Origin of the sequence: Runella sp., from assembly GCF_027484545.1 — a bacterium.
GTDB lineage: Bacteria > Bacteroidota > Bacteroidia > Cytophagales > Spirosomataceae > Runella.
The window spans coordinates 1-19,627 of record NZ_JAIXST010000295.1 but is presented as its reverse complement, the minus strand read 5'-3'; the positions used below and the strand labels follow the sequence as shown (position 1 = coordinate 19,627).

Sequence of the window (19,627 nt, the reverse complement as noted above, 5' to 3'; positions counted from 1 at the left end):
CAACAGTGCCAGGCTGCACTTTTTTTCAAACTCCAAAAGAATTTCAATATCTTCCTTTATCTCTGATGCATAGTCCATATTTGCAAATATACGACACCTTAATTCTTATTTAGTATTATTAGGAATTTTTGAGACCTTTGACAGAAAGTTAATGTTTCCTGCCTTCTTTAAAATTCTTAGAAATAGACCTAATGTTAAAACTATTGAAGACGCCTTATCAAATATTGCTTATGCCAGTTCTAAATCGTTGAATAGGAATTTAACACCATTTTTTAAAAATGTTCTAAAATTCAAATTAAACAAAGATGTCGAAGATGAGCTTTCTCTTCTGTTAATGCCTGAAAGCAAATTGATAAAAGATGAACCTGTCTTATGGTTTTTATCTCCAATGGAGACAATAAATTTAAATGTAAGAAGTACCAATTACTTAGCTGATAATGCAATATACAAAGTTATTATTGACGGGAAAGATTTCTCTAATTCCAAAACTGGAAATAATGTAATTTCATACGAACTATTAAGGGGTAAAGACGAAGCGAATATTTCTTGTCAACTCATTATTGATAATAAAGTAATTGACCAATATTCAATACAACTAAAAAAAAGGCACAATGTAAATATATTTAATTATCATTCTGACTTATATGCTTATTATCTTTCAAATTTAACCAATAAATCATATTTTGATGATAATAACCTTATTATTGAAGATTTGCAACAAAAACAAATCAACTATGGTTTAGTTATGTACAATTTACCCCTATCAAGGGGAAGGACATTAAAAATAACCGGACAAATTAGACAAGTTTCTCCTCCCTATGAGGATATTTTTGGGTTAGTAGGAAATTATAAAAGTGCTGGATTATCAAAAATTAATTTAACTTTTCCCGGAAGGTCAAATGGGACAGCAAATATAGGTGCAGAAGTGGGGTTAGGTGAAAATTCCAAGTACTTTGATGTCAGTGTTTCTGACAATTCAAATTTATTCTTCTTTGATTCAAGAAGATATATTTTAGGTCAAATTCACTTCACTAATGCAGGTTTTGGTCTTAAATCATACTATAAAAATGTTATATTAAGAGACATTACCGATACAGATAGTGACGGTTTAGTCGATTTCGAGGACAATTGTCCATTAAATTTAAACTCTGACCAAAAAGATTATGACAAAGATGGGATTGGAGATACTTGTGACAACGATATTGACGGAGATGGCATTCTTAATGATTTAGATTTATGTAAAAATACCCCTCTTGGGCTTAGTGTCGATTCAAAAGGCTGTGCTTTGAGTGAAAAAGACTCAGATAATGACGGTATTAATGATGATAAAGATATGTGTCCTAATTCTTTGGCAGGAGTTAATGTTGACAAAAACGGATGTCAAATCGTGACAGGTATTATAGAAGAAAATTCCCAAATTGTCATTTCCCCTAATCCTTTTATCCAAAATATAAAAATTGAATTTCCTTCTGAGTTTGGATTACGTTCCAATGTTGAAGTTTTAGACTTAAATGGAAAAATGGTCTGGAGTATGATGAGTATAAAAAATCAAGAAATCATAAATTTATCAAAGCTGCCTAAAGGTGTTTTTCTTCTAAAAATCACCTCAATCAATACTGAAAAGACTAAAACGATTAAAATCAACAAATTGGAATAAAGTCTTAACTATTTTTCCTCTTCACCTTTATCAATTTTCTGATTTTGGTGATTGTATTGATGCTCAATCCCGTAATTTTGGCGGCTTCTCTAAATTGCTCGCCCTCTTCCGAAGAATGACTGCGAACGTAAAATAGAAAGCCTATTTGTAACACAATAAGTGCCAATCATGTAGCTAAAAAGCAAGGATTTTGGTGGAAAAACACCAACATCGACAGGTAAGCTTGTTTGTAAAACGGTAAGTGCCAATCAAACAGCCTAATAACCTTCAAAACAGATAAAAATCTTATCAAAGATTTGTCATCTTCTTAGGGTCCACTACCACATACTTAATGGATTTGTTGTTTTTGTCGGCGTGAGCGGAGTAGGTAATGTGCAATAAACCCTCGGCGGTTTGAATCAGGCAAGGGTAGGAATAGCCGCCTTTGTCGCGGGCATGGTCTTCGAGGCGCGTTTTCCACTTCCACGTTTTCCCCTCATCCTCAGAGAGATACAGACTCATGCGGTAGCGGCCGTCGTCGATGTCATTGCCTAAAAAGGCCCATTTGCCGTCCTGTAACGTCAATAGTTCCACGCTTGCCGTATTGGGAATGTCGGTTTTGAGGGAGGCCGTCCAACTTTCTCCTTTGTCCGACGATTCGCTGATGTGAACGCGGGTAGGGTCGTCCCCGCTGTCGCGCAGGTACGCGACCAAGTTTCCGTTTTTACGTTTGGCCAATGCGGGTTGAATCGGCCCACGACCTACGAGCGGCAGGCTTGGTTTCCAGGTCGTACCAAAATCGTCGGAAATGGCCATGAGTGAAAAGTTATACCCGTCGGAATACAGAGGCAACACAATGCGGCCGTTTTCCATAAGTAGGGGTTTGATGCGCGTCATCCAGCCGATGCTGCGTTTGGGCGCGTCTTTGGCGGCTTCGATGATTAGGTCGTCGTATTTAGGCGCGTACCCCGCCCAACCTGCGGTGTTTTCGGGTAATTTTTTGAATTTTTCGGCTACTTCTTTGGCGAAATGGTCATCGGGTTTGAGCAAAATATTATCCTGCCAACTCCAAATGGGCGGGCCGCTTTTGGCGTAATCGGTAGAGGTTTTAAAACGCAAAATGGACTGTTCCCATTGGTTGGCCTGCACTGCAATCCACACCAAAAACAGTTTACCCTGTTGGTTCAAAAACAACACAGGGTTGCAATCGGGTAGGTGAGGCGTGTCGGCCATTTCAAACGGCTCACTCCAAACGGTTTCGCCTTTTTTCAAACGAGCGCCCATGATTTTGACATCGTCGGCGGTGCGTTCCCCGCTTCCGTAAAACCACACGGAAAGAAAATCGCCATTGGGTAAATTAACCAAACTGCTGCCGTGGACGTGCTTTTCCTGGCCCGGAAAAATCAGCATGGAGCGAATGATGGGGGAGGATTGTGCAAAGGTAATTTGAAATGAGATTGTGAAAATTAAAAGTGTAATTGGCAGTTTCATTAGGCTTGCTATTTTTTTTGACACAGAGTTGCACAGAGCGGTCCGCCGCCGCGGGTTTTCACAGAGTGGCTCAGAGTAAGTCTTTGTGAAACTCCGTGCTGAACTTCGTGTAACTCTGTGTCCAAGAGTTATTTTACTTTCTTCCGGCGCTCCATCACTTCCCGCCACGTAGTGAGGATGATGCCCTGCGATTGGATGTAGGCTTTCAGCTCGGGATTCATCATGGACAGCATATCTGCGTAGCGTGAGCCGCCTGATGCGCTGATGTATTTGAAGGCATCGGTCACGTCGCTGCTGTGGACGATGAACATGGCCAATCCAGGCTGCATGTTGTTGAGGGTTTCGATGAATTTTTGGGCTTTGTACTTGCCCCATTCTTCAGGCGTTGGGTTAGGTTTTTCAGGCTTCCAATCGCCGCTGATGGTGTGCAAATCATCCAACACCGGTAAGCCCGATTGCCAGATTTTCTGTCCGACCGCCCCCGACATTTTGGTTAATTCGGGTTCGGGCAATTTCATGCCTTCCTGCCATTTTCCTTCGGCTTTCATGCGTTTGATGATGGGGTATTGCTGACATTCGATGAGCAATTTGTTGTTACCGCCCGGAAACATGACCGGAATGCCGTATTCTACCCCAACTTTGATGTAACGCTCCATGAAAGGAATGTGCGCAAAGAGCGTTCCCATGTGCGAATCCATGTGGGTGGGTTTCAGGCCCATGCGCAATGCTTTTTCCACCTGCGCTCTGATCTCTTTTTCCACGTCGTCGGCGGTGCCGTTTTTGACCACTTGTGCCACTTCGTGCCACAAATTTCCTTCCTTATCTACCAAACTCGGTACGCTTTGAAAGCCCGCAACCGGTCCCCACCGGTAATCGCGCCATTCAGACGTCAGCGTCAAATGCACCCCCGCGTCGAGATTGGGATTGCTTTTTTGAATATAATTCACAAAACTCGCCGACCATGAGCACGGAAACATGATGCTGCATGACGTGGCGACGCCCTGTTCGACGGATTTGATGGTTCCTTGGTTGGAAGAGTACGACATGCCCGGGTCGTCCACGTGGAATATCACGACTTTGGCTCCTTTGGGCCAGCCGAGTTTTTCGGCGTAGGTTTGTTGGGCTTGGCTTGTGAGGGTTGCCAACAAGAAGAGTACGAATAGTGTTTTTAAGGTTTTGGTTATCATTGGGTTTGGTTTGTAAAATGTAAAAGCGTGAACTTGTCATACTGGCCTCTGATGGCAGTAGCTTACGTCTCGCGACGGGGCGACCCATGCCGTGACCACTATTTTTGGGCCTCTGGCTTATTTTAATCACTGAGGCCAGAGGCCTTCAAATAATCGTCACTCGCGGGACGCGAGCGACTGCGTGCTCTGCGAATACGGCGCGGCATTTTTACTCGTCGCCCATGTTTTGTTAGGTTGGTCGCCCATCACGAACGCCAACTCTCCGCCGGCCATGATTTCGGAATGGTCGATCCAACTTCGGTCAAAGGATTTGCCGTTGAGCGTGGCGGATTGGATATAGCGGTTTTTGGAGGACGTATTCCGGGCAATGATTTTGAATGTTTTGCCTTTCCCGACGTTAAATTCAAGTTCTTCAAATACCGGACTGCCGATGGCGTATTGCGTGCTGCCGGGAGCCACGGGATAAATGCCCATACTGCTCAGCAAATACCAAGACGACAGCGAACCCATGTCTTCGTTGCCGCACAGGCCGCCCGGGCCAATGCGGTAAAAACGCTCCATGATTTCACGAGCCCAATACTGTGTTTTCCACGGTGCGCCGGCGTAATTGTACAGATACGCCACGTGATGCGAGGGCTGATTTCCGTGCACATATTGCCCGATAGTACCCACGACACCCACGTATTTTGGCGTACTGATGGAGGCATCCATGGCAAAGAACGTATCCAAACGTTGATTAAATGCTTGATTTTCTCCCAATAATTGAATCAAACCTGCCGGGTCATGCTGTACCGACCAGAGGTATTGCCACGCGTTGGATTCAGTATAATGACGGTTGGGACGGCGGCCCACCAACAATGGATCAAAGTAGCGGTAATAATGATGCGCTCCGACGGAATCAATGGTCTGTTGATTGGTGCCGATGGCTTCCAACCACGTGCCATTTTCCCGGCGCGGACGCATGAAAGCCGTGGAAGCGTCAAACACATTTTTGTAATTCTGAGCTCGTTTGTAAAACAATTCCGCATCTTCTTTTTTGCCTAAGGTTTCGGCTAATCTTGCAATGCACCAGTCATCATAGGCCAATTCCATGGTGTTGGGAACGGATTCGGTGGTGCGGTCGGCGGGCGCGTAACCCAAACGAATATAATCTGAAAGTCCGGCACGGCCTGCGGAGGCGGGAATATTGGCCGGCGGAGATTCCAACGCTTTGCGACGCATGGCGGTGTATAACCCTTCAATGTCCCAATCGCGGTAACCTTTGAAATAGGCGTCTACAATGACGGGAATCAGGTGGTCGCCAACCATGCTGGGACGGTACGTATTGCGGAAATGTTGCGCGGGCAGCCAACCGAATTCGGTGGTTTTGGCAGCAATGGATTTCACAAAATCGTTGACGTGGTCAGGAGCTACTAAGGTCAATAGTGGGTGCTGCGTACGGTAGGTATCCCAACACGAAAACGAGGGGTAAAAGTCGTAGTTTTGAGCATTATGTACTTTTTTGTCCATGCCCATGTATTGCCCGTCCACGTCCTGCCCGATGTATTGGGCCAATAAACTGCGGTAAAAGGCGGTGTAGAAAACCTGTTTCTGAGCTTCGTCGTTGCCTTTTACGGCAATGCGCTTGAGCTCTTCATTCCACGTTTGACGGGCGTCATTTTTTACTTTGTCAAAATCCCAATGCGCCACTTCGGCCTGTAAGTTTTTCTTGGCACCTTCTACACTGACGTGCGAAATCGCCACTTTGACCGTCACTTGGTCATCTTTTTTGGTTTTATACCCTACAAAAAAGCCCACGTTCAGGCCTTTTTCTTCGTTTTTGTACGGCCAATAGCCTTCTGATGATTCGGGCGTGATGTAGTCATTGTCCCACGTTCCATAGTATTCAAACGGGCGACTGAATTTTGCCACAAAATACACCGTGGTGCCGTTGGCGTCTTTGTAGCCTTCAAGTGTAGAATCATTGGTCATTTTTACCAACGACTCGCCACTCGTGGCATTGCCGCCAATCTCGTGGCCGATGTCGAGCAAAATAGTGGATTTGCGCGATTCGGGGAAAGTATAACGGTGTACGCCTACGCGCTTGGTGGTGGTGAGTTCGGCTTTTATGTGGCTGTCTTTTAACAACACTGAATAATAACCCGGCGAAGCCGATTCGTCTTTTTTATCGTAACGAGAACGATACCCCGAATCAGGGTTGTCCTTGCTTCCTGCCGATGTCTGAATTTTATCACCAACGGTAGGCATCACCAAAATATCACCTCCCGTGGTCATGCCGACGCCACTGAAATGCGTGTGGCTGAATCCGATGATGGAGCTGTCGGGGTAGGTATATCCAGAAGCATAAGTCCATCCGTTGACGTCGTGGTCGGGGCTGAGCTGTACCATACCGTAGGGAAGCGTTGCGCCGGGGAAGGTATGGCCAAAGAAATCAGTGCCGATGAACGGGTCTACGTAATCAACGGGTTCTTTTGTGGAAGTTGAACAGGAACAAAGGAACAGTGTTAACGTGCTGACTAATGAAAAGTAGGCAAGATGCCTGTTAATAGTCGTCACCGCACGGGCGGCCCCGTCGCAGAGCCGAGCGACTGCGTTTGCGACCTTGTTAATAGGGCCGAGTGGCTTGGTCATTCGTAATTCTATTTAAAAAATGATTCGTCATTCGTAATTCGAAAAATTCGTCATTCGATCATGCCGTTTCGGAAACTTCTTCCTCCTTAAAAAGCAGACTCACCAATTTTCGGTATTGTGAGAAATCTGGAATGATCAATTGTGCACCGGCTTTGACGAGGCGCGGACGTTTGTCAAAATTATGACCGTGACGCTGTACTTCGTTACTCGTGATTCCAATGGATATTCCGCCTGACCGACGCCCTTCACGGATTTCGTCGGGACCGTCACCGAATACGGCCAATTCGTTGCCGTTCAGGTTATTGTCGCGGATAATCCGCTCAATGATCATCTTTTTGGAAAACTTGGTGTACTCGCGTAAGGCACCGTAAATACCGCCGTCGAACAAGTCAGCGTAACCGAGGACGGTGGCTTCGTGGCGAACGTCGTCTACGTCAGTACCGCTGGCGAGATACATCACCACGCCGCGCTCTTTGAGTTTGTGCAAAAAGGAAACCGCGCCCTTCATGGTGTAATCTTCCCAATCCAACTCACCCGCCTGTAATTTGGACATGCGTTTGTTGACCAATTCCATCAGGGCATCGTTGTAAATTTGTTTGTATTGAAACTTATCCAAAATTTGGTCTTCGGGCACGTAGCCTGCTTCGCGCACCCTATTGACCAAACCTTCCATTTGATAAATGGTCTGGATTCCGGTAGTTTTGTGGATAAATTCCTGCGTTTCCCGCTGTACTTTTTTGAAGTTTTCGGCATCAATTGTATCATACGAATCGCCCAAAATCGCTTTCATCATCACGGGTTCCATGATTTCTTCCCAACCGTGGCGCAGGGTGCTGATGGTACCGTCGTGGTCAAACACGGCGTATTTGATGTGGCCGAGTTTTTCCAACACCGACGGGTCGCAAAGTTCCGTTTCGGAATCCAGTAAATAGATGGCCTGACGGGGATTTTCGGCCAAATCAGCTTGGTAAATATAGTTGGGGTCTTGGCTGATGGTTAGGATTTCTTCGCCGTTGGCAGTGCCCGTAATGAACAGCTTTTGTACGGTAACAGCTGCCGCAAAATTGGCGAATTGTGCCGCTTGGTTAGGGCTGATTCCCGCTGCCAAGCACAAGGTAATGGCACTGATGACCGTATCTCCCGCGCCGACGGTATCAAGTTGAGCAGTGAGTTGCAAGCCCAGGTGTTCATGGTAACCCATTGAATCAAAGGCGGTAATGCCTCGGGCGCCGCAGGTGACGAATACGGGTTTTTGCGATTGGCCAAACAAAGATTGACCATATTCCAACACGGTAGCGCGCGGCAACATCGTGCGCGGCTCTACCTGAATGCCGTTGAGGTGGGCAGCTTCCACGTCGTTTACTTTTCGATACACGTTGGAAAAACGGTCGTTGAAGTGACGGGAATCAACCAGAATAATTTTGTCGTTGTATTGTTCAAAAAGTGCGTTAGCTTTATCAATAAAACGGTCATTCGTAATGCTTCCGACGACTTGCTGATTGAAAATGACGGCATCGTGGGTTTCCAAAGCATCCGTTAAGCCGGCTAAAATTTGCTCGTCGATTTCTTCCGAACGTTTGTTGTAAACACCAAAATCAATGCGCGGCTCTTCTACGCCCTCGATGTATCGTTTGAGATACGCGTAAGTGTGAAAATGTTCTTTTTGAATGAATAAAGAGCTGGTTTCGGCTCCGAGTTTTTGCAATTGAGTCGTCAGCTCGCGTCCGTGAATATCGTCGCCCACTACGCCAATGACCTTGATTTGAGCGGGTTTTAGCGCCGAAAGATTGGCAACGACATTGGCTGCGCCACCGGGAGAATAATAATGTTTTTCGACGGATTCGGCTTGCAGGCCAGTCTCAATGGAAACTTCCGATTTGCGCGAATCCATGATCCAGTACGCATCCAGACAAAAATCGCCATACACCGCCACTTTGACGGTTTTTATTTTTTCAAGAATAGATTTGATTTGAAGGGTGTCCATAAAAATGAAATGGGAATAGCTACTAACTATCTAAGTAAATACTCCAATTGCACTACTCAAGGCTATTCTTTCATTTATTAAATATTTCGGACTGTTAATCTGCGGCTTTCAATTAGATAGCCCTAAAAGCAGTAACTTTTTGATTAAAAATGGATACCCGATGAGGCACAAGGCAAGGCCCCAACGAAAAAGCGTTTTGGGCAAGGTTCCCGCACCTTCGTTGGCTAAGATCACTTCTCTGATGGATTTGTAGAAATAATAACGAACTTCCACTTTCTGCCCGACATGGTAAGGTGTAGGCGTTTGATAATCGGTGGAATAGTGACGATGTGAGCCATTATAGGTGACAAAATCCACCACAGGGGCTTCTCCTTCGCCATCTTTTGAAGAAAACAAACTGCCGGGATTTTGGCGAATTTCAACTACCGTTCCTTCGGTCTTGACGCCTTTGGAAGTAACACGTTCGACAATCTTTGATTTATCGTAAGCAATGATCAGCAGATACGTGCCGATAAATGCCAAAAGCGGCATTAGTTGGAGAATGTAAGGGAGAGGGTTCATTTTTTTCATTGTTATTAAATAAAAACGATGATGTAAAATTGAACCCTGTCGGTAACCTGTGAAACTTTAATTAAACCAAGCGTTACAAAATAGAAATAACACGACAATAGAGACTGCTGAACCGTAACAAAACCTTTGTTACCACTCGCTCGTACCTGCCGCAAAAAGCAGCGTTGCTTTGGCTTTTTCGTACTTGGATTTCATGGATTCCAACTTCACTTTCAGTTCATTGAGTTTAGTTTCGCGGAGGTTAACTTGAAAGAGTTGGGTTTCTCCAATGCTGAATCGCTGTTCGTCGGCGCGTAAAACCTGCGTTTGGCGTTCGACGGCGAGTTGTTGATTGATAATTTGTTTTTCAAGGTTAATAACGTCGTTGTAAGCTGCCACTACATCGTTGTTGATTTCGCGACGGACTTGCTGAAGTTCCAGGTTGTTTTGCAGTTGTTTAATGCGAATCGTTTCTAATTTACCGCGCTCTTTACGAAACAGCAACGGCATGGAAAAATCGACGTTTAGTTTATAAAATGGAGGGAATGTACCTGTTTTAGGCATTTCCAAACCTGTAATGTAGCGGTGCATGTAATTCAAAGAGGAAATACCGACATCAAAACGAGGTTTTAACATCTCTTTGCCCAGCCGCTCATCTATTCGTAATTGTTGATTTTTGAAGTCCAGTTTTTGGATTTCAGGGTGACGTTGCCGCGCCATTTCGAGCAATTGGTTGAGCTTCGTCCCATCAATTCGTTCAGCGGGAGAGGCTTGAGGGAGTGCGTTTTCAGGAAGTTCAAGCGGATTGCCTTTTTCATCCCAAAGGTAGTTGGAAAGCAGTAAGCGGGCATTTTGGAGTTCTACCGTGGCCTGTTCAAATAATACGCGGCGGTCTAGCAAAGTGACTTGGGCATCGGCCGTATCTACGGCGGGTAAGTCTCCTTGGGTAACTCGCTTGATGACCAATTGAAACCGTTGCGCGGCAAAGTCCTGAAACTCTTTGATAAGCAGGTAATTGCGGTAAGCGAAATACCAACTCCAATACTCTTTGGCGGCCGAAAGGATCAATTTGTTGACCATTTTGACCCGTTCGGCTTCGGCAATGTTTTGGAAAATACGGGCATTTTGGAGCGTAGCCCGGCGTTCATCAATCACAAAGCGCTGTAAAACGGGGATGTTGACGCCCACGTAGCTAAGGCCGTCGATTGGCGTGCGGATGTCGGTGCCGAGTACATCCCCCACGTTACGTTCAAAGCCCGCTTTGATGTCCATTCCACCCCAATAAACGGGGATTTTAAGTTGGTTATCCCAGAAGTTGAAATAGGCTTTATTCTCAAAGTATTTACGGTCAAAATTTACGTCCAATTTGGGGTCAAATCCGCCCTTGGCCATTAACAATTCTGCTTTTGCCTGATTGGGAAGGGTATTGGCTTGCCGTAACACAGGGTGGTTTTTTACCACTAAATCATAAAAATCGTAGTAAGAAAATACCTTGGAAGTATCGGTTTGCGCCTGTGCTTGTTGGAAAAGCAAGAAAAAGAGGGAAAGCAAGTACAATGATTTGAGCAGGCCTGCCCCAAAACACACTCTACTGCTATTTTTTTTTAGAATATTCATCTATTTTTTTTCTTCTTTGGGTAGTATATCTTCCAGATAATCAGGCGGAAATCCGTTGAGCTGTCGCCAAATCTCCCACCAAATGGGTACGTCTTTGAGCATCACGAAGCCGTTGACACCCGAGCCGATTCGAAGCTGTTCGGGCCATATTTCATTTTCATTTCCCTCATGATTGGGCTTGATAAGTAATCGGTATTCACCGTTTTTGCTGTTGACGCGGTCAATGATAGCAACGGTTCCGCCAAAGGTTCCCACCGAAGTGCCCGGCCAACCGGAAAACTGCAAAGCAGGCCATCCGTCAAATTCCAACCGGACGTGGTGGCCGGGTGCAATGAGTGACAAATCCATGGCTTTTATGTACAATTCCACGGCCAATTCGGGCTGATTGGGTTGAAGCGTCACAATGGATTCGCCTTCTTTGATGGTTTCGCCAAGACCCGCTTTTAGGGTTTTGACGATGTAGCCATCCTGCGGGGCATGAACCACGTATTGGTCGCGGCGAATGCGAATATTCTCGTATTTGTTTCGGAGTTTGGACAACTCAGATTCACCTTCGGCCAGACTTGACAGAGCGGAACTGCGGTCAGAAAAACCTTTGGCAATCTCTTTTTGATAATCTGCTTCTACCGAACTTACCTCGATTCGGGCATTGATAAGCTCATTGCGCGAGATGCCCAACTTTTGATTTTGTGAAACCAGTTTGGCTTGGTCTTCCTGAAATTTTAACCGACGGGTTTCCAAATCAATCAGTGAGATGGTGCCGTCTTTGTACATGGATTCTCCTCGGTCAAGCCGCTCTTTAGCCACCTGAAAATTACGGTTGACGGCTATTAAATCAGCGCTGTCGCTGCGTACTTTCAGACGTGCCTGCAACAGCTTGTTTCGGGTTTTTTCCAAACTCAACTGCAAGCCTTGCCGCAGGGCTGTGATTTGATTGTCGGACGCCTTGATTTTGGCTTGGTAAGCGTTGATAGCGTCCTGTTTGGCCTGAATCTGTTCCTGCGTACGGACGAGAATCTGTGGGTCAAAGTAATCGTCTTTGATTTCGGAAATAATCAAAAGTGTATCGCCTTTTTTGACGAAATCGCCTTCGCGCACGAGCCATTTTTGAATTTGTCCGGCTACGGCATTCTGAATATTTTGGGGACGGTCTTGGGGCGTTAATGCCGTGACGTAGCCTTTGCCGTTGATGTTTTGTTGCCAGGGCAAAAACATAGCCAACACCATAACCACAACAATTCCGAGTATCCAGCGATACACAATTTTTGCCGTTTTGGGCGAATGGAGCGTGTTCAGAGAATTGACTTCGTTTTCTATGGCGGGTATATTGACCCGCTGATGGGATATATTGAGCATGGTCTTAGTTTTCGAGCAGAGATACTTGTTTCAAGACAGTTTTATAAGGGCCATCGGCAATGATTTTTCCTTCTTCCATGACAATGACGCGGTCGCAGACACCCATAAAAGCGGGGTCGTTGGATAACACCACCAACGTCCATTGGTGAGAAGGGTCCGTTAATAAATCAATGATTCGCAAGCGTTCTTTGCGTTCAATTTCCCGTAAGGCGTCGGTGTACAGCATCAATTTGGGCTGAATGAGCAGGCAGCGAGCCAACGCAATTTTGGTCACAAAACTCAACGAAAAGTGGCGCCCTCCCGAAATAATAGGGGTGCTTAGTCCGTCGGAAAGTTTGGCGATCTCTTCGGTCAAATTCATGCGCTCCAATACAGATTGCACCTGCTCAATGGTAATGCCGCCGCGCCCCATGGTGAGATTTTCGAGGATAGTTCCGTCAAAAATTTCCTGATTGGGAAAATTCATGCCCGTATGGGCCCGTAAGGCGTTCATGTCCAAATCGCGCAGTGAGAAGCCGTTGTACATCACACTGCCTTGGTAATCAGACAGAACACCCGACAATACTTTCAGAAGCGTATGTTTTCCAGAACCGTTATGCCCTGTCAAACAAATTCGTTCACCGGACTGAATATCCAAATTGATTCCTTTGAGAGCTGACTTTGACGTTTCTGAATAGGAATAGCTCACATCGCGTGTAGTGAGTTTCATGCCTTTGGCAAACTGCGCCGGCGAAAACCGAAAACCACCATCTTTTTCGAGCGGAAGATCGGAAACGTAGCCCAATTTATCAACCGCCGTCAGCAAATCAAACACTACATCAATGCTCAAAAACAGTTTTTCAACCGCCCCGGTCAGTAACACAATCACGATTTCCGAAGCCACAAATTGACCTAAAGAAATTTGACGGTTGATAAGCAAATACGTTCCTAATACCAACAAACCTCCGATGACGACTACTTTGAAAATCAGGGCATAGTAGTAAAAACCTTCCAAAATCCGGAAATGTTTGGTTCGGTAAGTAAGGTAATTAGTCACGAGCCTATCCATGCGGTGAATGGGTAAATTGGTACTCCCCGCCGATTTGAAGGAAAACAGCGTGCTTGCCATCCCTTCCAACCAAGCCACTACGCGGTATTTGTATTTTGATTCTTTGATGCTGGTTTCCATTCCTTTACGGCCGTTCAGGCGAACAATGGCGATAAAAATCAAAATCACCATAAAACTGAACGCAATAAAAAACGGGTGATAAAAGGATAGTAATAACAGCCCGAATATAATCTGTAAAAGGGCAGAAGAGAGATCAATAAGAAATTTCGGAAGCGACTTTTGAACCGTCAAAACGTCGAAAAAACGGTTCATCAATTCGGTTGGATTGTCTTGGTTCAATCCTTCGTATTTTAAGCGAGGCACGCGGTAGGTAAATTCAAAAGCCGCCTTGGCAAAAATTCGCATTTGGAGGGTTTCGACCAACGAGATTTGAATGATTTGCATAATCCCGCTCCCGATGAGCCCTAAAATCACCAATCCCATCAGTACATACACCGAACTGAAGACCGAGCCACTGGAAACCAAACTAAAAATAGCCTGAACGCCCAAAGGAAGAATAAGACTGATGAGCCCCACCACGACGGCATAAAAATAAATATAACCAATGTCTTTGCGCTCGTTGCGCAGGAGTCGTAGCAGGCGCTGAATGGGAGACAAAACTTCCTGCTCCGCTTGGCGAAGTGAGCTATCGTCGCTCACTAAGGGCTGCATCGGAAAGGCTGTTATGTAGAGAACATGGCCGTTTTTGGTTGAATCAGCGTAGTTTTCAAATAAAAGCGGATTTTCAACGCCGGCCGTGGTTGGCTGAGAGGCGGTAGCAATAATGGGAGTCCATTTGATTGGTTTTCCCTGATAATTCTGCCCCACAATGACGGGCGTGAGTCCTGAAGTGTGCTTCTCAAAATAAATAATGGGGTAGGTTGAGGCAGTCACAAAATCAACAAACTGAGCATAAGGCAGGTCGTTGACAATCAGGGTCAGGTCATGCAACCGCGCATTTTGGCTTAAATCTTCAATGAATTTATGAATTTCTTCGGCCGTATAGATGGCGGTTTGTTCGATAAAATCATGTTTATTTTTATTTCCAGTAAGAGGCTGCCCGGTGGCAGCAGCCAATTGTTCTATAATCTGTCGGATGTATTGAGAATTCATTGCTTTATTACTTAACTATTCAATCTTACTATAGAAAATGATTTGGTTTGTATATTTGTTTCAGCTTCATTCGATTCTAATTGAATTCTAATATGCCGAGAGAAGCCCAAAATCGCTTAAATACAATACCTGTTCGTAAATCAGTTTGTGCTGCTTTGGGAACTGTGTCCTTCCGTTCCGAGTTCTTAATGCACTGTTTACGTTTTTCGTAACTATGAAAAACAAGATTTTAATCCTGTTCTTTATGCTGCTATTCCTGGGGAAAGTCACTGGGGCTATTTCCTTCATCGCAGACAGGAATGAAATAGGCGTTTGTGATTCGCAGGAAGAAGATTCATCAGAAGATGGAAATGAAGGCGGCGATGGGGAAGACGAGGAAAATTCAGATGACTTGTATCATCAGAAAGAAATCCACTTCCGACTTGCCGGTTTCATTGCAAGAGAAAAAATTAAGGTTGTCGATTTTTTCATTCCTTCTCATCTTTCCTTAAAGATTACGTCTCCTCCTCCGGAAGCCTAACTTCCTAATTGTTAAAGTTAACCTTTTTTTAGGCATTTACACCAAATGCTCAAGACAGCATCGTATTGACGCTCATTCACTAAGCTTATTTTATTCTGTAATATACCAGATAAATTACGCTCTAAAACGATTGCGTTTTGGGTTAGAATCTTATTTCGTTTAATTCAAAAATCATGCTAAAATCAACATTGAAAAATGATATTCCTGCCGGTATAGTGGTATTTTTAGTGGCTCTTCCATTGTGTCTCGGAGTGGCTTTAGCGTCAGGAGCACCTCTGTTTTCGGGCGTTATTTCGGGGATTGTAGGGGGCATTGTGGTTGGTTTATTGAGTAAGTCACAAACCAGCGTCAGTGGTCCGGCTGCGGGTTTGGCGGCAGTAGTTTTAGCTTCCATTACTCAATTGGGCTCCTTTGACGTTTTTCTCACGGCGGTATTGTTGGCTGGAGCTTTGCAGTTGGGTTTCGGGCTCTTAAAAGGCGGATTTATTGCAAGTTATGTTCCCTCCAATGTAATCAAAGGGCTATTGGCATCAATTGGTATTTTGTTGATTCTCAAGCAGATTCCTCACGCTATTGGCTATGATAAGGATGCCGAAGGAGAGTTTGCCTTTTTTCAGCCCGATGGAGAAAATACGTTTTCAGAACTCTACCAAATGCTGGATTTTATCAATTTGGGAGCCGTCGTTATCAGTATTGTATCCCTCTTTATTTTAATAGGTTGGGACAAAACACCTCTCAAGAAGTTTAAATTTTTCCCTTCTTCGCTGTTTGTGGTGCTCTTGGGAGTAGCACTCAATGAGTTGTTTTGCGTCTATGTTCCTGTTTTGTGCATTGAACAGTCGCACTTGGTCAATCTTCCCCGCATTGATACCAACGATTTGGCATCTTATCTCCATTTTCCCAAGTTAAGTCATCTTAGCGATTATCGCGTGTACACTACCGCAGTGACCATTGCCATTGTAGCTACCTTAGAAACCTTATTAAATATTGAAGCCGTTGATAAAATTGACCCACATAAAAGAGAATCTCCCCCTGACAGTGAATTGGTCGCTCAGGGAATTGGGAATATGATTGCGGGCGTATTGGGAGGAATTCCGATTACCTCCGTGATTGTCCGAAGTTCAGTTAATATCAATGCGGGAAATAAAACGAAACTGTCAGCCATTTTTCACGGAATTTTCATGTTGATAAGTGTGCTGATAATGAGTCCGGTACTCAATAAAATTCCTTTGGCTTCTTTGGCCGCTATTCTGCTGATGACCGGTTATAAGTTGGCTAAAATCTCTTTGTTCAAAACCATGTTCCAAAAAGGTTGGCCGCAGTTCATTCCTTTTATAGCGACTATTTTGGCAATTGTGTTTACTGATTTGCTGATTGGGGTGTTGATTGGATTGGCCATCAGTATTTTTTACCTGTTGCGCAGCAATTACGAGAATCCCTTTACCCAAACTACGGAGCGCACATCGGCGGGGAAAGTGATAAAATTTGAATTGTCGGAAGAAGTATCCTTTCTGAATAAAGCGGCAATAAAAAGTACGCTTTGGAGGTTGCCCAAGTATTCAAAAGTGGTGATTGATGCCACGTATTCCAAATACATTGACCCTGACGTGCTGGAAATGTTGGATGATTATCAAACTACTTTTGCTCCCGAAAATGATATCACACTTAGTATTAGAGGATTGCCGTTGAAAAATTGAACAGCTGTCGGAATCACAAAAACTCAAAGGCTGCTGACTAAAATCGGTAGCCTTTGAGTTTTATGAAAATTTTGGTTCGTACCTTTGCTTTTGGTGCCATCTTTCATTTTATTTCAAAGTATGTTATCAAAGAAACAAGGGATTGGGGTTTGTTTCGCTTTGCTGTGTGCCATCCAGGCCTGCACACCTGCCTGCGAAGAATGCGCCAACCAACGGACGGGGACGGAATTTTTTCCAATAGAAGTGGGGCGTTTTGTGGAATATGAGGTCAGCGAAGAAGAAGTAACGTTGGGGCGTCCGGCTACTTTGCGTCAGTATCAGTTGAGAGAAGTAATAGCGGAGCGTTATACGGATCCCACGGGGCAAATTGCGTATCGAATAGCCCGGTTTCGACGCAATCTCGACGGTCAGCGTTGGGAACCCGATTCAACGATAACGCTTCGCCTAAAGATAGACCACGCAGTTCGCAACGAAAATGGTCGTGATTTCGTAAAGATGTTGTTTCCGGCTGTGGAAAAGGTTTCCTGGAATGGTAATATTTACAACAATTTGGGAGAAGATAGTTATGAATTAAAAAGCGTAAATAAGTCTCTAAAGGTAGGAGGAACTACTTTTGACCGTACGGCCACGGTAGTCCAACAAAATGACTCCACCCTCGTTAATCAGGATAAACGCGTAGAAATCTATGCCGCTGACGTGGGACTTATTTACCGTGAGCGAGTTAATGTACAGTTTTGTTCTTCCACGTCTGCGTGTGTGGGTAAAGCGCAGGTTGACTTTGGAACGCGGCAGTACATTCGTTATAAAAATGCAGGGAAAGAGTAAGTTATAGTTTACAGTCCACAGTAGTTAGATAACTTGCAGCTGTCTTTGCCTGAGTTCGAATTTATAGTTTATAATCGACAGTTTTAAAAACAGATATTTTGTCATGCTGAAAGCATCTACTTTTGCTTATTTATCACTTCCGAAGGTAACTCCATTTGCAAAAAAGTGGGTTTTGTTCTTGCTACTTATCGCTTGTTTTCTGCCTACTACTTCAAAGGCACAAAATGCCAAGTATTTGGTGTTGTTGAAAGATAAAACGGGTACGCCTTTTACAACTGATAAACCCGAAGCTTTTTTGAGCAAACGCTCTATTGAGCGCCGTTCACGTCAGGGAATTAAAGTGGTATCGCGCGATTTGCCCGTTAACCCAACGTATGTCACCCAAATCCGTCAAACGGGGGTGAAAGTTTGGTACACTTCGCGTTGGCTCAATGCGGTATTGGTGGAAGGAACTGCGGCTCAGTTGACTGTCATTCGCAATTTGTCTTTTGTCAGCGGAGTAGAATTCAATCGCGCTTTGGCCAATGCGCGTTTGTCGGCCGAAAACCAAAGTCAGGTAACGAATCGAAAATTTGGAGAAGAAACTTTCAGTTATGGGCCTTCTCAAAATCAAATTGTGATGCTGGGCGCAGATAAAATGCACGACCAAGGCTACAACGGCAAGGGAATACTGATAGGGATCTTTGACGGAGGATTTGCCAAGTCGAACGTAAATCCCGCGCTAAAAACCATTTTTGCCGAAAATCGTGTCGTGAGCACCTATGATTTTGTCAAAAAGGAAACGAGTGTCTACGAAGACGATTCGCACGGCAACAACGTGTTCAGCATCATGGCGAGTTTTCAGGAAGGAGCTTTGATTGGACCTGGTTACGGCGCTTCTTTTACGTTGTTACGTACCGAAGATGCCGCTACCGAAACCCGTTTGGAAGAAGCCAATTGGCTTCTTGCCGCCGAATATGCCGATAGCCTGGGCGTGGATGTCATCAATACGTCCTTGGGTTACAGCGAGTTTGACAATCCTGCGGACAGCTATACCTACGCGGACATGAACGGAAAAACGACGCTTATTACCCGTGCCGCCGATTGGTTGGCTGGTGTCGGAGTGGTTGTAGTAGTTTCTGCTGGTAACGAAGGAAGTAGTTCGTGGAAATACATTTCTGCCCCTGCCGACGGCGATTCCGTACTGGCGATTGCTGCCGTAAATAGTGCAAAAATAGCTACTTCCTTTAGTTCGTACGGTCCTTCGTCCGACGGCCGTGTCAAGCCCGATGTGGCTGCTCAAGGGCAGGGTACGGTGTATTCCGATTTGAACGGAACTATTAGAGCCGGTAACGGAACTTCGTATTCGGCGCCTTTGATAGCGGGATTGGTGGCTGCTTTTTGGCAATCGCAACCGCACCTGACTGCGATGCAGGTCATTGATTGTATTCGCCGCGCGGGCGACCGTTTCAGTGCACCAACGCCCCAGTACGGCTACGGAATTCCAACTTTTGCAAGTGCCACGCAGGTAGCTAAAGACCGATACCCCACTTTGGCAGTAACGGATTGGACAAAATTGAATGAAGCCTTTGTGTATCCCAATCCCCTTGGTGTTAACTCTTCTTTACAAATTCATTGGGGTGGAGTTTTTGCGGGCAAAAACGTAACTGTTACCTTGATAGATGCCACGGGAAAGGTTTTGAATCAACAATCCATCCTCGCCACCGAACCTACAGGCAAAGTAACTTTACCCCAGAATATGTCCAACGGCAGCTATTTTCTGAAAATGAATGACAGCCAACACGAAAGAGTGTTGAAAGTGATTAAATGACTTGAATTTAATTTGTAGAAATTAAAATAGGCATAACAGATTGATTAACAATTTGCTATGCCCGACAATTGGAGCCAAAGCTCTAAGTTTGTAGTGACCAAACAACAAATAGACTTACCTCAAT

13 protein-coding genes are annotated in these 19,627 nt (G+C 44.9%); 5 read left to right on the top strand and 8 right to left on the bottom strand.

The window, feature by feature from the left end:
* The first annotated feature begins 151 nt into the window (after positions 1-151).
* Positions 152-1,657, top strand: a complete 1,506-nt coding sequence (locus Q0081_RS26475; protein ID WP_298360726.1) for a thrombospondin type 3 repeat-containing protein — start codon at positions 152-154, stop codon at positions 1,655-1,657.
* A 288-nt stretch (positions 1,658-1,945) separates the two neighbouring features.
* On the opposite strand, the gene Q0081_RS26470 is transcribed toward Q0081_RS26475, so the two are convergent.
* From Q0081_RS26470 to Q0081_RS26435, 8 genes are all read right to left on the bottom strand, one after another.
* Positions 1,946-3,127, bottom strand: a complete 1,182-nt coding sequence (locus Q0081_RS26470; protein WP_298360724.1) for an exo-alpha-sialidase — start codon at positions 3,125-3,127, stop codon at positions 1,946-1,948.
* A gap of 128 nt (positions 3,128-3,255) precedes the next feature.
* Positions 3,256-4,314, bottom strand: a complete 1,059-nt coding sequence (locus Q0081_RS26465; RefSeq protein ID WP_298360722.1) for a polysaccharide deacetylase family protein — start codon at positions 4,312-4,314, stop codon at positions 3,256-3,258.
* Positions 4,315-4,470: 156 nt separating this feature from the next.
* On the bottom strand, positions 4,471-6,945 hold the full coding sequence (locus Q0081_RS26460; RefSeq protein ID WP_298360720.1) for a GH92 family glycosyl hydrolase: 2,475 nt from the start codon (positions 6,943-6,945) through the stop codon (positions 4,471-4,473).
* 58 nt (positions 6,946-7,003) lie between these two features.
* A complete protein-coding gene (locus Q0081_RS26455) occupies positions 7,004-8,929 on the bottom strand; it encodes a PfkB family carbohydrate kinase (protein WP_298360718.1) in 1,926 nt (641 codons plus the stop codon).
* A gap of 108 nt (positions 8,930-9,037) precedes the next feature.
* The gene (locus tag Q0081_RS26450; protein ID WP_298360716.1) at positions 9,038-9,490 is read right to left on the bottom strand and encodes a DUF3592 domain-containing protein; all 453 of its coding nucleotides are present in this window, start codon (positions 9,488-9,490) and stop codon (positions 9,038-9,040) included.
* A gap of 138 nt (positions 9,491-9,628) precedes the next feature.
* Positions 9,629-11,095: a TolC family protein gene (locus Q0081_RS26445; RefSeq protein WP_298360712.1), complete on the bottom strand. Its 1,467-nt coding sequence runs from the start codon at positions 11,093-11,095 to the stop codon at positions 9,629-9,631.
* Entirely contained in the window at positions 11,096-12,451 is a 1,356-nt protein-coding gene (locus Q0081_RS26440) for an HlyD family secretion protein (protein WP_298360711.1), read from the bottom strand.
* A gap of 4 nt (positions 12,452-12,455) precedes the next feature.
* Positions 12,456-14,651 carry a peptidase domain-containing ABC transporter gene (locus Q0081_RS26435; protein ID WP_298360710.1) on the bottom strand — a complete coding sequence of 732 codons (2,196 nt, stop codon included), beginning with the start codon at positions 14,649-14,651 and terminating at the stop codon, positions 12,456-12,458.
* 214 nt (positions 14,652-14,865) lie between these two features.
* Between Q0081_RS26435 and Q0081_RS26430 the strand changes: the two genes are divergently transcribed.
* From Q0081_RS26430 to Q0081_RS26415, 4 genes are all read left to right on the top strand, one after another.
* Positions 14,866-15,171: a hypothetical protein gene (locus tag Q0081_RS26430; RefSeq protein ID WP_298360709.1), complete on the top strand. Its 306-nt coding sequence runs from the start codon at positions 14,866-14,868 to the stop codon at positions 15,169-15,171.
* 173 nt (positions 15,172-15,344) lie between these two features.
* Positions 15,345-16,868, top strand: a complete 1,524-nt coding sequence (locus tag Q0081_RS26425; protein ID WP_298360708.1) for a SulP family inorganic anion transporter — start codon at positions 15,345-15,347, stop codon at positions 16,866-16,868.
* Between the two features lie 120 nt (positions 16,869-16,988).
* A complete protein-coding gene (locus tag Q0081_RS26420; RefSeq protein WP_298360706.1) occupies positions 16,989-17,693 on the top strand; it encodes a hypothetical protein in 705 nt (234 codons plus the stop codon).
* A 103-nt stretch (positions 17,694-17,796) separates the two neighbouring features.
* A complete protein-coding gene (locus Q0081_RS26415; RefSeq protein ID WP_298360704.1) occupies positions 17,797-19,503 on the top strand; it encodes a S8 family serine peptidase in 1,707 nt (568 codons plus the stop codon).
* Positions 19,504-19,627 lie beyond the last annotated feature (124 nt).